The sequence below is a fragment of the Streptomyces sp. LUP47B genome, assembly GCF_001746295.1.
Classification (GTDB): domain Bacteria; phylum Actinomycetota; class Actinomycetes; order Streptomycetales; family Streptomycetaceae; genus Streptomyces.
Genome location: NZ_MJAH01000001.1, coordinates 431,918 through 447,196 on the forward strand (window position 1 = coordinate 431,918; position 15,279 = coordinate 447,196).

Genomic DNA, 15,279 nt, shown 5'->3' on the forward strand with positions numbered 1-15,279 from the left:
GTTCCGCCGGATCAGCCTGCCTGGATGAGGTGCTCGGGGACCCAGGTCCCGTGGATGCCGCTGCGCAGGCGGAGGGGGAGATGGAGAGTGGCCACAGGACCGGCGGCCAGATCGGCGGTGTCGAGGATGAGCAGGTCGTTCAGCATCGTGGTCCAGTTGTTGGCCAGGGCCAGGAGATAACCGTCGCCCTCGGGTGCGCCGTCGCTGCGGGGCACGAACACCGGCTCCTGGAAGGTGAAGTGTTCGGGCAGGACGTACTGGCCGGTGGCCTGCTGCTTGTCGAAGTCATAGCGGATGATCGTGTTGAGGGCCTGTATGCCGTCAGCGCTCTTGTGCTCGTCACCGATGACACGCGCCCCCGTGAACCCGATGCGGTGCCGGCCCGTTTCCACCCGGTCGTCGATGAGGGGGAATTCGGCGAACTCCGGCTGAAGTACCTGCTCTTCGAAGCCCTTGCCGTCGTCGGCCGCGTAGTCGGCCGTCCAGCGGGTGATCCTGGACACGCCCTTGGTGACGTCATATACGAGCGTGTCGGGGTACAGGAACGGGGCCGGCTGAGCCTCTGCGACACAGCCGTCGATGTGGATCGTGGTGCCTTCGTTGTAGGCGTTGAAGAAGTGGTAGGCGAACCGGGCCGGGCCGCGGTACCAGCGGACCTGGTCGGCGGTGCCGTAGCGCGGCATCACTCCGAGGCAGGTTTCCCTGGACGCGTCCCACTGCCAGTGCGGCCCGCCCGCCTTGAGCCGGTCGAGGTCGGCGGCGGTGGGCATCACCGGGAAGATCACATAGTCCTGGGTGACGACGAAGTCGTGGATCATGCTGGTGTACGGGGCCTCCAACCACACCTCGTGCAGGACCTCGCCGTGGGCGTCGAGGACGTAGTACGCGATGTCCCGGCTGGCCAGGCCCTTCGCCTCGAAGCCGAAGGCGAACATCTCACCCGTCACGGGATCGACGCGGGGGTGGGCGGTGAAGGTCGGGCTGCTGACCCCACCGTCGAAGTCCCAATCCCCGTAGGTCTCCAGGGAGTCGGTGTCGAGTCGCGTGGGGCGGGCGTCCTCCTTCAGGACCAGGAGCTTCCCGGCGTGGAAGACGACGCTGGTGTTCGCCGCCCCCCGGTTCTTGCCCGCCACGGTGACGTGGTCGGTGTAGGGGTTGCGGTAGGCGCCGAACAGTGAACGGCGGGCGGCGCGTTCCAGCTTCAGCTTCTCGGTCCGCACGTAGCGGCTGCGGTAGTCGACGTGGCCGTCGGCGAAGGTGAACATGCGCAGCATGCCGTCGCCGTTGAAGGGGAGGTCGTCGCCGGTGCGGTTGGGAAAGGCCGGGTCGGGAGCGATCTGGTAGTAGCGGCCGCGCAGGTCGCGGGGGATCTCCCCGTCGGCCTCGATCTCGCAGATGTCGGCCTCGACGCGCGAGGGGGTCGACCAGCCCGAGTACACCGGCTGGTCGGGGAACCGCATGCCCGTGCGGCTGGGGGAGGGCGCGGACGACGCTGTCATGGAAGACCTCCGGGATATTGCTAGACTTCTAGCGACTTGAAGTGCAGTAGAAGGCTCCCGAAACCGATATGTCAAGACACTGGCGGGCAGGAAATGAAGGGTGAGTCCCTTGTGAGGGTGCTAGTGACGAAGGCAGAGTGGTGCCCGTGACTCAAGATCCGGCCCCGCCGCGCCATGGCGAACGTCTGGCTGCCGCCTCTGGCTTCGACCTGCCCGACGCCGACCCGCACCTGGCGTCCGCGTCGGTGGGCTTCAACCTGGTCCGGGTCGCCAAGAAGATCGAACGCGACATCGAGACCAACTTCGCCCGGCCCGCCGGCCTGACCTTCGCCGGCTTCCGGCTGATGACCACGCTCAAGTACGAGGGTGCGATGTCCCCGCGCAGACTCGCCGATCTGCTGAGCATCTCCACCGCGAGCGTCACCTCGGCACTGCACACCCTGGAACGGGCCGGTCTCCTCACCCGGACGCCCCAGCCCGACGACGGACGCATGCTCGTCATCGCCCTCACCGAGCTGGGCGAGACCGTCATCGACGAGTTTCTGCACTGGTGGACCACGCATCGCCAGAAGAGCTGGCTGGAACACCTGACCCCCGACGAGGAGCTCACCCTCGCGCGTCTGCTCGCCAAAGTCTCCCGGCACCAGCCCCAGCCGCTCGCCGAACGACAGCGACGGCTTGTTCCGCCGCAGTGACGTTCCCAGCGACGGGTGTCGGTCGGCGGGGAGAAGCTGACCGCTCAGCGCACACGTTGGCACGTCGGGGGCAGGCGTGACAGCCAGGCGGTCCTCGCCCTCGCTCGCCGCCGTGTCAACGTCCTCTGAGCCCTCCCAAAAGCTGTACGGGAGGGCGTGTGCACTGAGCCCGGCCAGCCACGCCAGACCGAGAGCGTGTATGGCACTCCGGTTCGTCGCGCACGATGTGGACGACCCGGTCGCTCAGCGCGGCGTCGACGGTACCTGCTCAAGCCGGACTCCGCACGGCGGCCGTACTCCACGCGACGTTGCCCGATATGCCGAAGGGTGAAGAACGGCTGTACTGCTGTCTCACGAGGACGAAGAGATCAGCAGGTCAGGTGCCCCGGCGAGGTTGAGGTTCAAGCTCAGGCCCGGTTGCGTCCGGTGAAGAACTCACGGATGGGATCCATGCTCGGCTCCAGGCCGGCGTCCACGAGTCCCTTGCGCAGGGCGGCCATCTGGCTGTCCTGGAGGCGCATCGTCGGCTGGCGGAGCGGTCCGCCGTTGTACCCCTGCAGCCAGCCCTGGAACTTCCAGGCCTGGCGGTTGAGGACCGACCCACCGTGCAGGGTCCCGAAGAGTGCGGCCTTGGTCTTGCGGGCGGGGTGCAGCTGCCAGTAGATCGCCGTCGCCTCGTCATGTTTCCCGTCGCGCAGCAGTTGCATGACGCGCGGGATCATCGGACCGAAGTACTCGTGGTCGCTGGTCGCCGACAACTGAATGGGCATCACCTGCGACAGAGGGATCAGATCGCCCTCGATCGGCACCGATATGACCACCTCGTCACCGAAGAGCCGGTTGCACTCGACGGCGCTCTGGATGTTGGGGTAGCCGCCTTCGGCCTTGATGACCGCGATGTTGGGGATGTCATCGATCAGACGGCGGATCAGCCGGGTCGGGAGATCGGAGGGGTGGATGCGAGCGCCGAAGTTCCAGATGGTCATCGGGAACAGGATGATCCCGAGGTTCGTGGCCTCGCAGACCGCCTTGGTGTAGTCGTAGATCTCCTGCTCGGACTCCGGGTAGAAGTTGGGCGGGTAGGCCAGCAGCACCAGGTCCGCTCCTGCCGCTTCGGCACCACGGACCGCTTCGAGGTTCTGCTCGAGGTCGTTCCAGCTCGCGTGGTGGACGACGTAGAAGTCGTCGCCGGCCTCGTCCTTGGAGATGCGGAGGAACTCCAGGTACTCGTCGAGGGTGATGCTGATCTCGGAGACACCGAGGGTGCCGATGAAACCATGCTCCTTGGCGAGGCGGATGTCGTGGCGGACGGCTCGCTCGTTGACGGCCCGCAGGTCGCCGGTGAACGAGGGGATGGTGCAGTTGACCGCGCCGACAAGCTTCTCGCGGGCCCAGTCACGTGCCTCGGCACGGGTGTATGCGGACATGCCTGTCCTTTCGTTCGTGGTGTGCGTTGAGTCCGTGGAGGTCTACCGGGCACCCGCGCCTTCCCAGGAGAGGTACTTCATCTCCAGGTACTCGTCGATGCCGTGGACCGAGCCCTCACGCCCGAGGCCCGACTGCTTGATGCCGCCGAACGGTGCGACCTCGTTGGAGATCAGCCCCGAGTTGATGCCGACCATGCCCGCCTCGATCGCGGCGGAGACTCGCCAGATCCGCTCGGCGTCCCGGCTGTAGACGTAGGCCGCGAGCCCGTACTCGGTGTCATTGGCCATGCGGATCGCGTCCGCCTCGTCGACGAACCGGATGAGCGGGGTGACCGGACCGAACGTCTCCTCCCGCGTGATCTTCATCCCGGGGGCCACGTCGGCGAGCACGGTCGGCTGGAAGAAGAACCCGCCACGTTCATGGCCCGACCCGCCGCACAGGACGCGTGCACCGTGGCCGGTGGCATCGGTGATGTGTTCCTGGACCTTGGCGACGGCGGCGGCATCGATGAGCGGCCCCTGCTCCGCGCCGGGTTCGAAGCCGTCGCCGACGGTCAACTCGCTGACCCGCTCGGCGAGTTCCTCGGCGAAGCGGTCGTAGATGCCGGACTGGACATAGACCCGGTTCGCGCTGATGCAGGCCTGGCCGGTGTTGCGGTACTTGCTCGCGAGGACGCCCTCGACAGCCGCCTCGAGGTCGGCGTCGTCGAAGACCAGGACCGGCGCGTTGCCCCCGAGCTCCATCGAGACCTTCTTCACCGTCTGCGCGCACTCGGTGAGCAGGACGCGTCCCACCTCGGTCGAGCCGGTGAAACTCACCTTGCGCACCGCCGGGTTGCCGGTCAGCTCCGGACCGATCTCACGGGCCTTGCCGAGGACGACGTTGAGGACGCCCGCCGGGACACCGGCGCGTTCGGCGAGTTCAGCGAGCGCGAGCGCGGTCAGCGGCGTCTGGGCGGCCGGCTTGACGACCATGGTGCATCCGGCGGCGAGGGCCGGCGCGGCCTTGCGCGTGATCATGGCCGCCGGGAAGTTCCAGGGCGTGATGGCGACGCACACGCCGACCGGCTCCTTGAGTACGAGGACGCGGCGTGACGGTTCGGGGGCCGGGAAGATGTCGCCGCGCACGCGCTTCGCTTCCTCGGCGAACCACTCGATGAACGACGCCGCGTACGCCACCTCGCCACGTGCTTCCGCGAGCGGCTTGCCTTCCTCCAGGGTGATCAGGCGAGCGAGATCCTCCGTGTGTTCCGTCACGAGGTCGAACCAACGGCGCAGGACCTGGGCCCGCTGCTTGCCGGACCGGGCACGCCAGTCCGGGAGCGCGCGCCCGGCCGCCGTGATGGCATCGGCCACCTGGGCCCGGCTCATGGACGGCAGATCCGCGATCGTCGCGCCGGTGGAAGGGTTGTCGACGGAGAACCGCCCGGACTCCCCGTGGCTGACCCAGTGTCCGTCGACGTAGGCCGACTCCTGGAAGAGCGACTTCTCGCTGAGGAATTCTGCGGCAGCGGTCCTGGTGCTCATAAGGCCTTCTTCTTTTCCCTGGGACATTCGATACGTTTCGGAAAACGGGGCGCGGTACGCGGCAGAGTCCGGCTGCGGAGGTGGGCCGGAGGATGAGCGGCCGTCCGGCCTACACTCCTGGTGTGGACCACGAGCACTCGGACAACGAGGACCTGCATTTCTGGTCGTTCATCGATCATGCGATCAGCCGCGCGAGCCGTGAGCTCCCCGGCGTCGATCCGCTGGCGATGCGGTTGGTGCTCACCCTCCACCGGGCCGCGAACATGCTGGTCTACGACCTGGAATCAACCGTCCACCGACCTCGCGGATGGTCGTGGCCCGGCTTCCGTGTGCTGTTCGCGATCTGGCTGTCGAGCCCCGTCGAGGCGAAGAAGGTCGCGGAGCTGTCCGGCATGAGTCGCGCGGCCGTGTCGGCGCTGGTGAACACGCTGGAGCGGGACGGTCTGGTCACCAGGGCGCGTGCCCCGCACGACGGACGCGCGGTCAACCTCAGCCTCACCGAAAGTGGTCTGCAGGCGATCACCACGGCTTTCCAGGCGCACAACGAACGTGAACGGGAGTGGGCGGGCTCGCTCAGCTCGGACGAGCAGCGGACGCTGATCTCACTGCTGGAGAAGCTGACCACCCACTCGCTGCACTCCGAGGTCAAGCAACGAACGTGACGGCTGCTACCTGCAGAGGTTTCGCTGCGTGCCGAGTCCGGTGATCTCGCTGTCCATCACGTCGCCCGCCTGCAGGAACCGGCCGTAGTGCGAGCCGTTGCCCTGCGGAGAACCAGTGATGATCATGTCGCCCGGCTGCAGCGTCACCCGGTGCGAGATGTAGGAGATGAGGGCCGCGATCCCGAAGATCATGTCGTTGGTGTTGCCCTTCTGCATGACCTTGCCGTTGAGCCGGAGCGTGATGTCCAGGTCCTGCGGGTCGGGCACGAAGCGTGCCGGCACGAGGTAGGGGCCCGTGGGGTAGAACGTGGGCTGGTTCTTCGCCCGCATCCAGTCGGTGCCCATCATCGGGATCTCCGGCCGGGGCACCAGGCTGCGCGTCGTCAGGTCGTTGCAGATGGTGTACCCGGCGACGTGGTCCAGTGCCTCGTCACGGCTCACCTCGCGCGTCTCGCGTCCGATGATCACGCCCAGCTCGAGTTCCCAGTCATGGTTCTCACCGAGGGAGGGCAGGACCACGTCGTCGTACGGGCCGCTGATCGCGGACGGGACGCCCACCCACACGTAGGGCTCGCCGTGCGCGGCACGCTCGTCCATCTCCCGGGCGGCCTGCTCGCGCAGCTCCTCCTCGGTGGCGTCCGCCTTGCCCAGGCGGTGCGCCACGGTGATCTGGATGACGTGCTCGCGGTAGTTGGCCCCGGCGCCGAAGATCTGGCCCGGTGGCTGGACCGGGGCGAGCACAGTGAGCTCCCCGACCGGCCGCCCTTCGCCCTCGGGTGCGTCGGCGAGGGACTGGAGCGCGTCCAGCGATGTGTCCCAGTCGGCGAGCAGGAGCGATGTGGTCGTGGCTGCGGGCAGGACGGTCCGGGTGTCGTACACCCTGTCGTTCACGACGATGCCGGGGAACGGACCGGACGGTCCGTCAGCGAACGTTCCCAGCGAGAAGGGGGTCTGGCTCATGGTTTCCTCATGCTTTCCGGCGGGTGTGGGCGAACTCCGCGTACTCCTGGAGCAGTGCGCTGTCGTCCACCGCGCCCAGGTCGACGACGTCGTTCAGGGAAGCTCCCTGCAGCAGGCGCTTGACCGGCACCTCGATCTTCTTTCCGGTGCGGGTGTGCGGGATCGCGCGCATCGGCACGACCTCGTCGGGCACGTGGCGCGGTGACAGCTCTTCCCGGATCACCTGGTTGATGCGCTGCGTCACCGCTTCGGGGTCGGCGTTCTCCTGGAGGGCGACGAACAGTGGCATGTAGTAGGCGTCTTCACCCAGTTCGGCGCCTACGACGAGGGCTTCGCGCACCTCGGGCAGCGCCTCGACGACCCGGTAGATGTCCGCGGGACCCATGCGCACGCCCTGCCGGTTCAGGGTGGAGTCCGAGCGGCCGTGGATCACACTGCTGCCGTCGGGCTCGAACTCGATGAAGTCCCCGTGCCGCCAGGCTCCGTCATACACGGAGAAGTAGCTCTGCCGGTAGCGCCGGCCGTCGGAGTCGTTCCAGAAGCGGAGCGGCATCGAGGGCATCGGCTGCGTGATCACCAGCTCGCCGCGCTTGCCGACCACGGGCTTGCCGTCCTCGTCCCACGCTTCGACGGAAACGCCCAGGGCGGGCGCCTGGATGCGGCCCACGCGGACGGGCAGCGTGGGGGCTCCGCCGACGAAGATCGAGCACACGTCGGTGCCGCCGCTCATGGACGTCAGCCACACGTTGCCGAGCCGGTCGTAGACCCAGCGGAAGCCGTCGGTGGACAGCGGTGATCCGGTCACCTGCACCGTCCGCAGCGCCCCGGTTCCAGGGTTGAGGCCGGCCTTGAGGCAGGCGTGCAGGTAGCCGGCGCTGACACCGAGCGTGTCGACGTCGTGTTCGTCGGCGACGCGGAAGACGCGCCCCAGGTCGGGGCGGACCGGGTTCCCGTCCAGCAGAACGATCGTGGCTCCGACCGCGAGCCCGGAGACCAGCATGTTCCACACCACCCAGCTGGTGCTGGCGACGGTGAGATAGCGGTCACCGGCCCGTAGGTCCGAGTGCAGCCGTAGGACCTTGAGGTGTTCCAGGAGGACACCTCCGTGGCCGTGCACGATGCCCTTGGGTGCCCCGGTGGTGCCGGATGAGAACAGCACCCACAGCGGGTGGTCGAAGGGCAGCTCGTCGAACTCCGGCTCGCCTCCTCCCGCGGCAACCGTGCCCCAGAGCGACACGGGGCGGTCGGCCGTGGGCAGGCTTCCGGGGTGGAGGTGATCGACCCAGAGCACGTGCTCCACCGACGGCAGCCGGTCGAGCAGGGTGCGCATCTCGTCCGTGCGTTCGTGCGTCCGTCCGCCGTAGTGGTAGCCGTCCGTGAGCAGCAGCACCTTGGGCTCCAGCTGGGCGAACCGGGAGGTCACCCCGTCCGCTCCGAACTCCGGGGAGCAGACCGACCAGACGGCCCCTACCGCCGCGCAGGCGAGGAGCCCTACGACGGCCTCCGCGCGGTTGGGCAGGACGGCGGCCACCCGGTCGCCGTGGGCCACACCCATCCGGCGCAGCGCGGCGGAGACGGCGGCGACCTGGCTGCGGAGTTCGGTTCGCGAGAGCGTGTGGGACGTGCCGTCGTCGTCCACGACGACGAGTGCCTCGTCCGGGCAGCGGCGCAGCACATGCTCGGCGTAGTTCACGGTACGGCCGGGAAACCACGTACCTGCGGGCATCTCCCGCGGAGCCACCGGACCGGTCGGGGTACCACCGAGTCGTACGTCCTCGAACTCGGCGACGGACTCCCAGAACCGGCCCAGGTCTCGCGTCGACCAGCGCCAGAGATCGAGGTAGTCGGCACCGCCGTCGTAGTCCTTCAGCCCCCGGCGGTAGCGAGCGAGTTCGCTGCCGTCCTGCCGGGCACTGCTGGGCGTCCACAGGATGTCCTGTGCGGTGCTCATGAGACGGCGGTGTCGACGGGCAGGGCGCCGATGAGGACGAAGGCCACGCGGCAGGTCGTGTCACTGCGGTTGGACCAGGAGTGGCTGGTGCCTCGCTGGATGATCACGTCACCGGCTCTGGCGAGGGTCTCTCCCTCGTCCGTCAGCAGCCATATCTCACCCTCGAGGACAAGGGCGTAGTCCAGGCTGTCGGTGCGGTGGAACCAGAAGTGGCGGCCGCCGACGGTGTGTTGGGCGGCGTCGCGGGCGTGTTCGCCGTCGATGTCGTCGAAGAGGGAGTCGGCGGCGGCGTCGGTGTAGGCGGTGTCGGGCGGGAAGCTCGCGATCCGGAAGACCGTTCCGCCGGGCTTGGGGTGCATAGGCACCTGGACGTCGGCGGAGGCGGCGTCCAGGTTGCCGTCGTTGCTGACATCGCCCGGTTCGGTCTGCCAGGGGACGATCGCGCCGAATCCTTTGATGGAGTCGGACACGAAGACGTTGGGAGCCGGGCCGTCGCTGATGACGGTGGAGCGGCCGTCGGCGGTGTGGCCGGTGACGATGCGGCGTATCGGCTTGATGGCGTGCGGGTGGGTCATCTCTGTCGGTCCCGTCGTCAGTTCGCCGGCGTACCGAAGGGGTACGGGCGGGGCTCGGGCCACCAGGGGGCCTTGTCCGGCTCGGCGCTCAGTCGGTTGCGCAGGACACCGACGCCTTCCAGTTCGAGTTCGATGACGTCTCCGAGCGACAGCCGCCGGTCGATCTCCAGGCCGGAGCCGTTGGGCAGGGTGCCGGAGCCGATGAGGTCTCCGGGCTGAAGCCTGTCGTTGATGGAGACGTAGGCGAGCATTTCTTCCGGCGTGTAGATCATTCCCTCGGCGACGGTCTCACTCCAGACCTCACCGTTGACGCGGACGACGCCCTTGAGTCCGTCGGTGGAGGGCAGCTCGTCGACGGTCGTGATCCAGGGACCGATGCCGTACGCGTAGTCCTTGCACTTCTGCGGGCCCATGCTCATGGCCATCTCGTAGCCCTGGATGTCGCGCGCGCTGAAGTCGTTGAAGATCGTGACGCCGAACAGGTGGGCGCGGGCGCCGTCGGGGGTCAGGTTGCTGCCCGCGGCTCCGACGATGAGGCCCATCTCGAGTTCGTAGTCGACGTATTCGGAGTAGCTCGGGTAGGGGACCTCCTCGTCGTGGCCGTAGACCACTCCGGTGGATCCCTTGAAGTAGCCGGGCGTCTTGAACAGTTGAGGGTTGGGCAGTCCGCCGCCCACCCTCTCGTGGAACCCCTTCATGTGCGCCGGGAAGGTCAGTCCGTCGCGGATGACCGGCGGGTCGACGGCCGCCACCCAGGACAGGCCCTCGATGGGCAGCGAGGCGTCATCGGCGGCCCCGCCCACGGCGCGGTGGGCGGCGTCGAGGAAGGCCGGCCCGGCGGCGATGGCGGCGGCCATGCTCGACGGGAAGTGGGCCGCGGCCAGTCGGCGGGCCGCGTCCGGCGTCGCGCCCTCGGCCTGCCTGCCCAGGGCGTAGGCCCTGGCCAGGTCGATGACCCTGCCCTCGTCGGGTCGCGCGGCGACGATCCTGATCTGGTCACCGTCGGGGGAAGGTACTGAGATCCGACCGAGCTTCATGTGTGCAACTCCTTCATCTATTCGAAACGTTTCGTATCGTATGGCAGGCTTGTCCCCTTGTCGATCCTGCGCTGACATTGGGGAATGAGGCCGTGCGTGGGTTAACTTGACTCCGTGGCTGTACGAAGCGAATTGAGTCGTCGCGCGATCCTCGACGCGACCATGGACCTCCTTGTGCGCGACGGCCGACGCGCCACCACGGTGCAGAAGCTGACCATGGAGGCGATCGCCAAGCGGGCCAAGGTCAGCAAGGCGACGATCTACCGGTGGTGGCCGAACAAGGCCGCGGTCGTCATCGACGCCTTCATGGAGAACCACCTGACGCACACCCGCATCCCCGAAGGGGTGCCGGTGCGCGACGCCCTCCTGGCCCACCTCAAGTCGCTGATCTCCCGCTACGCCGGCCCTCAGGGCAAACTCGTCGCCCAGATCATCGCCGAGGGACAGTACGACCCCGAGACGATGGCCAACTTCCGCGAGCGCTTCTGGCAGGAGCGCGCCGCGGCCGTCGAGAAACTGATGCGCAGGGGAATCGACGAAGGCGTCTTCCGGTCCGACCTCGATCCGAAGTCGGCAGCCCAGTTGTTCTACGCACCGGTCTACTTCCATCTCCTGTTCGGCGTCAGCCCGCTCGACGACGCGCTCGCGGAACAGCTCGTGGAACTGGGGATCCGCGGTCTGGAAGCGCACCCGTCGCCGGACGGGCAATCCTGACCCCTCCCCCGGCGGCGTTTCGAGTGCGCCTCAGGAGGCAGCGGGTCACACCGGCGGTGGGATGAACAATCCCCGGTCGGGGTCGTTGAACATCTCCTTGGACACGAACTCGTTCATCGGGTTGGACGTCCCCCACACGTCCGAGGTCTCCGGGTCGTCGGTGCTGTAGAGGTGGGGATGCCAGGTGTCCTCGTCGAGGATCTCCAACTCCGTGGTGTACTCCATGGTGTTGCCGTTGGGGTCGTGGAAGTACGTGAAGGTGTTGTCGCCGGCGCGGTGCCGGCCCGGGCCCCACACCTTGTGGACTCCGTCGCGCATCAGGCGGCCACTGCCGCGCATGTACTCTTCCAGGCCGCGCATCTCGAACGACGCGTGGTGCAGCGAGACATGGGGACAGCGGGCGATCGCGATGCTGTGGTGCTGCGGGTTGCAGCGCAGGAACCACATGATCCCGCCGAGCTGCGGGTGCACGTTGGTGTCGGTGAGCCGAAAGTCCAGGTACTTCTCGTAGAAGGCCATCATGCGCTCGGGCTCGGGGGAATTGAGGACGACGTGGGACAGCCGCACCGGGATGTCCTCGCGCTCCTCGACCTTGCGGTGGGTACGGGCGGCGACCTCCGCGGAGATCTCTACGGTGCGCCCCTCGACGTCGAAGAACCGGAAGCCGTAGCCGCCGCCGGGCGTCTGGAGCGTGTCCGGCTCGCTGACCAGCTTCACGCCGTCGGTGGCGAGGCGGGTGGCGAGGCCGTCCACCGCAGCGCGGTCGGCGGCGCCGAAGGAGACCAGGTCGAGGCGCTTGTCCTGGGAGCGGCGGACGCGGACGACGTACTGCTCGGGCGAACCCTCGGCGGCGAAGTACGTGACATCGCCGTCGGTGCCGGTCTTGGTCAGCCCCCACTGCTGCTCGTAGAAGGCGACCTGCTTGTCGTAGTCCTGAACGGCGATGTCGACGTGCCGAAGGTGGGTGATGGGTTGGTCGTGCATGGTGAACTCCTGTGGGTGAAACAGTGTGTGCACGCGCGGCGTCAGGCCTGCGGGATGTTCTCCTGCTGCGGCGGACTCATCTCGCGCCGGGGTTCCGGGGCGACTGCGAGAGGCAGGAGTCGCAGCAGCGCTTCGAGTCCTTCGGGGGTGTGTGCCGTCCCGAGCACATAGCGGTCGGGACGGACCAGGACGGCAGGCGCCTCGACCGAGGTCAGCAGTTGGCCGACGTGCTGCGGGGAGGTCAGTACGGCCACCTCGGGCTCCTCCTCCAGCGCCTTGCGTACGGAATCGGGCAGTCCGGCCGTCAGTTCGGGCGTGGCCGCGAGCAGGAACCGGCGTCCCACCAGGTCGTCGAGCCGTGTCCCGTCGGGCAGCATCGGCTGCATCGAAATACGTCCGGCGTGCGGGTCGGCCGAGCCCGTGTGCGCACCCGGGCCCAGGGCGGGTGCCGGCGGGTAGCCGTCGGCCGGGTTGGCACGGATGTGCGCATCCCGCCGGGCGGCCATCACGGGGTCGGTGGTCTGGACGAGACCGGCCATCGTCGCCGCCTGCTGGACCCAGTACCTGGCGTGGTCCTTGCGTTCGGACTCGTAGGTGTCGAGCAGGGACTCGGAAGCTCTGCCACGCGAGACGAGCCGGATCTTCCACACCAGGTTGGCCACGTCACGCAGGCCGGCGCACAGCCCCTGGCCGAACAGCGGAGGAGCCAGGTGAGCGGCATCGCCCGCGAGGAACACGTTGCCGACCCGCCACGACGTGGCCAACCGCGCGCGGAAGGTGTAAACGGCGACGCGGTCGGGTTCGAAGTTCTGCGGTGACAGAACCCCTCGGCTCAACCGGGCGATGCCCGCCGGTGTGGCGATCTCCTCCCGGTCGTCCTCGGGGAGGACTTTGAACTCCATGCGTACCCGGTCACCGGGGAGCCTGATCCAGAGCGCGGGACGGGTGTGCCGGCCGAGGAAGACCATGTCGCCCTTGATGCCCGCCGTCCCGCGCAGGTGTCCGTCGACGACGAGCCACGGATCGTCGGTGCCGAGGTTCTCGCCGGTTATCCCGAGCGTGCGCCTGACGGTCGAGGTGGCACCGTCACAGGCGATGACCCAACGCGCGGTGAGCGTCTGCGTCGTCCCGTCCGGTGTACGGACGGTGCAGTGCACTGAGCCGTCACCTTGCTGGATGTCCAGCAGCGTCGTACCGAGCCGGAGTTCCACATCGGCGAGCCGCTCGACTTCGGCGCGCAGCAGCGCGTCGATCTCAGGCTGGTGGAACAGGACCTCCGAGTGCCATGCCTGGGGTCCCATCTGCCCCGTGGCATGGGCCACCAGAGTCTCGCCGGCCTCGTTCTCCATGCGGTAGTCGCACATCGGCTTGATCCGGGCGGAGAGTTCCTCCCCCAGCCCCATGGACTGGAAGGAACGCACCGTCTCACCGTCGAAGTGCACGGCCCGCGCCTGTTCCCACAGTTCGGGCTCGCGTTCGATCCCCACGGCCCGCACACCGGCATGGCCCAGCAAGGCAAGGGCCATCACCCCGACGGGTCCACCACCCACAACGATGACTTCGCAGTCCTGTGACACCTGAACTCCATTTGCGGCTCGGGTACTTGGAAGTACCGTTTGATCTCTGCACCCGCGCGTCCGCCGGACGCCCTGGGCGCTCGGCGTCCGCGGCTCTAGCGGCCCGGCGTGTGCCCTGGCACGGCGGGTCCGTCCACGGCCTCGCTGTCCGCGCCCGACGGACGGGCGCGGTGCTCCTCATGGCCGGCTCGTCCGGACGGGCGGCCCGGGACCGGATTGCTCCCCGCCGACGGCGCACCGTCCCTTAGGGCGATCTGCGCCCCCCGCCCGCTGAACTCGACGATGACCTCGTCACCGCGCCGCACCGTGACCTCGCAGATCACTGAGCGGCCCTGCCGGGAGCGGGTCACCGCTTCGGCGATCAGGTCGTCACCGAGGTGGCCGGGGCGTCGGAAGGTGATGTCCGCGCTCGCCGTGACGACCGGCGGGCCGTAGCTGTTGACGGCACAGGCGAAGGTGGTGTCGGCCAAAGCGAACACCAGGCCTCCGTGCACGATCGCGTGCCCGTTGACCATGTCCGGCCGGACCCGCATCCGTGCGCGCGCCCGCCCGTCGGCGGCCGACTCGACCTGTATTCCGAGGAGTTCACAGGTACGGTCCTCGCTGAGCAGTTGGCGCACGCTCTTCGCCACCTGCCCGTCCGTGACGCGCTCCGCGTCATCGCGACGGCCGTCGGACGTGAACGGGTCGGGCGTCATGGACGCAGCTCCAGACCGAGCGGGCGGCCGTCGTACAGGTCATCGGCAGCGGGCGCCCGGTCGGGCATCATGCCGAGCTTGTCGCGCATCGTCAGGACGCACTCCAGACCTGCACGAGCAGGAGCCAGCGAAACCGGGCGGGTGCGCAGCGCGGCCCGCGCCGAGGCCGGTCCATAGCCGCCTCTCGTCAGCACGTCCAGGATCTGTTCGTCCTCAGTGACGTGCAGCCACTTCCGCGCCGCGTCGAGGGCCGTGAGATAGAGCGAGAGCTTTTCCCGCCCCGCCTGCCGCGTCGCGGGGCCGGCCACGACACCCTGCCCAGGGAAGTCCGGCACCTCGTCCTCGACCGCGAGCAGCGAGACGAACCCTTCCTGTTGCGCCATTTCGTCCAGCGGCGGCCCCAGCCACGCCGCGTCGATCGACCGTGAGCGCAGGGCCTCGAAGCGCTCGCGCACCCCACCCACCGGCTCGAACTCGTACGCGCCGGGCGGGAGACCATGGTGCCCGAGGAGATGACGGAGCAGGACGGCGAAGCCGTTGTCCGGCGCATCGACGCCGAGCGTTGCGCCCCGCAGGTCTTCCAGCCTCGTCACCGAGGGCTGCGCGACCAGTCGGAGCGGTGTCGTCGACTCGATCTGGGCGACGACTCGGAGGTCGCCTCCGCCGGAGTTCCACACGATCAGGTTGTCGATGGCCGTGACGCCCGCATCGACGTCGCCGGTCAGGAGTCGGTCACGCTGGTCCGTCGACGACTCGATCAGCACGGTCTCGACCTCTAGGCCGACGTGGGCGAAGAAACCCAGCTCGTGGGCAACGACACACACGGGTGGCGGAACGAAGACCGCCTGTCGAAAGCACGCCGTCATTGGAGTGCTCCTCTCTGCACGAGGTGGCCTCACAGTAGGTCAATCGAAACGGAACGTCTAGGATCGCAGCCGGTAATCTTTTCTCATGCAGGGCACGCTGGGGTCCG

General features: G+C 68.2%; 14 protein-coding genes. 3 read left to right on the forward strand and 11 right to left on the reverse strand.

What is annotated here, in order from left to right; genetic code table 11:
- Window positions 1-11 precede the first annotated feature (11 nt).
- Complete coding sequence (locus tag BFN33_RS01935) at window positions 12-1,499, reverse strand: carotenoid oxygenase family protein (protein WP_079140496.1); 1,488 nt, start codon at window positions 1,497-1,499, stop codon at window positions 12-14.
- Between the two features lie 146 nt (window positions 1,500-1,645).
- Between BFN33_RS01935 and BFN33_RS01940 the strand changes: the two genes are divergently transcribed.
- Window positions 1,646-2,194 (forward strand): MarR family winged helix-turn-helix transcriptional regulator, encoded by a 549-nt coding sequence (locus BFN33_RS01940; protein ID WP_256122592.1) that lies wholly within the window; start codon window positions 1,646-1,648, stop codon window positions 2,192-2,194.
- 407 nt (window positions 2,195-2,601) lie between these two features.
- Here BFN33_RS01940 and BFN33_RS01945 read toward each other — a convergent pair whose 3' ends face one another.
- Both BFN33_RS01945 and BFN33_RS01950 read right to left on the reverse strand, forming a co-directional pair.
- Window positions 2,602-3,621: a dihydrodipicolinate synthase family protein gene (locus tag BFN33_RS01945; RefSeq protein ID WP_069758071.1), complete on the reverse strand. Its 1,020-nt coding sequence runs from the start codon at window positions 3,619-3,621 to the stop codon at window positions 2,602-2,604.
- A 42-nt stretch (window positions 3,622-3,663) separates the two neighbouring features.
- On the reverse strand, window positions 3,664-5,148 hold the full coding sequence (locus BFN33_RS01950; protein ID WP_069758072.1) for an NAD-dependent succinate-semialdehyde dehydrogenase: 1,485 nt from the start codon (window positions 5,146-5,148) through the stop codon (window positions 3,664-3,666).
- A 122-nt stretch (window positions 5,149-5,270) separates the two neighbouring features.
- Here BFN33_RS01950 and BFN33_RS01955 point away from each other — a divergent pair, with 122 nt between their 5' ends.
- The gene (locus BFN33_RS01955; RefSeq protein WP_256122593.1) at window positions 5,271-5,810 is read left to right on the forward strand and encodes a MarR family winged helix-turn-helix transcriptional regulator; all 540 of its coding nucleotides are present in this window, start codon (window positions 5,271-5,273) and stop codon (window positions 5,808-5,810) included.
- Window positions 5,811-5,816: 6 nt separating this feature from the next.
- Here BFN33_RS01955 and BFN33_RS01960 read toward each other — a convergent pair whose 3' ends face one another.
- The 4 genes from BFN33_RS01960 to BFN33_RS01975 are packed head-to-tail and all read right to left on the reverse strand — an operon-like array spanning window position 5,817 to window position 10,333.
- Entirely contained in the window at window positions 5,817-6,770 is a 954-nt protein-coding gene (locus BFN33_RS01960) for a fumarylacetoacetate hydrolase family protein (RefSeq protein ID WP_069758074.1), read from the reverse strand.
- 7 nt (window positions 6,771-6,777) lie between these two features.
- Window positions 6,778-8,721 (reverse strand): acetoacetate--CoA ligase, encoded by a 1,944-nt coding sequence (locus tag BFN33_RS01965; RefSeq protein ID WP_069758075.1) that lies wholly within the window; start codon window positions 8,719-8,721, stop codon window positions 6,778-6,780.
- Complete coding sequence (locus tag BFN33_RS52985; RefSeq protein ID WP_069758076.1) at window positions 8,718-9,296, reverse strand: cupin domain-containing protein; 579 nt, start codon at window positions 9,294-9,296, stop codon at window positions 8,718-8,720. The genes BFN33_RS01965 and BFN33_RS52985 overlap by 4 nt, the downstream gene beginning before the upstream one ends.
- Before the next feature lie 17 nt (window positions 9,297-9,313).
- Window positions 9,314-10,333: a fumarylacetoacetate hydrolase family protein gene (locus tag BFN33_RS01975; protein WP_069758077.1), complete on the reverse strand. Its 1,020-nt coding sequence runs from the start codon at window positions 10,331-10,333 to the stop codon at window positions 9,314-9,316.
- Window positions 10,334-10,447: 114 nt separating this feature from the next.
- Between BFN33_RS01975 and BFN33_RS01980 the strand changes: the two genes are divergently transcribed.
- Window positions 10,448-11,047: a TetR/AcrR family transcriptional regulator gene (locus BFN33_RS01980; RefSeq protein ID WP_069758078.1), complete on the forward strand. Its 600-nt coding sequence runs from the start codon at window positions 10,448-10,450 to the stop codon at window positions 11,045-11,047.
- Window positions 11,048-11,092: 45 nt separating this feature from the next.
- Here BFN33_RS01980 and BFN33_RS01985 read toward each other — a convergent pair whose 3' ends face one another.
- The 4 genes from BFN33_RS01985 to BFN33_RS02000 form a co-directional block, all read right to left on the reverse strand.
- Window positions 11,093-12,031, reverse strand: coding sequence for a VOC family protein (locus BFN33_RS01985; RefSeq protein ID WP_062039220.1), 939 nt, complete (start codon window positions 12,029-12,031; stop codon window positions 11,093-11,095).
- A gap of 41 nt (window positions 12,032-12,072) precedes the next feature.
- Complete coding sequence (locus tag BFN33_RS01990) at window positions 12,073-13,608, reverse strand: bifunctional 3-(3-hydroxy-phenyl)propionate/3-hydroxycinnamic acid hydroxylase (protein WP_079140500.1); 1,536 nt, start codon at window positions 13,606-13,608, stop codon at window positions 12,073-12,075.
- A gap of 95 nt (window positions 13,609-13,703) precedes the next feature.
- Window positions 13,704-14,306, reverse strand: coding sequence for a PaaI family thioesterase (locus tag BFN33_RS01995; RefSeq protein ID WP_069758080.1), 603 nt, complete (start codon window positions 14,304-14,306; stop codon window positions 13,704-13,706).
- Window positions 14,303-15,172, reverse strand: a complete 870-nt coding sequence (locus BFN33_RS02000) for an ABC transporter substrate-binding protein (RefSeq protein ID WP_069758081.1) — start codon at window positions 15,170-15,172, stop codon at window positions 14,303-14,305. The genes BFN33_RS01995 and BFN33_RS02000 overlap by 4 nt, the downstream gene beginning before the upstream one ends.
- Between the last annotated feature and the right edge of the window lie 107 nt (window positions 15,173-15,279).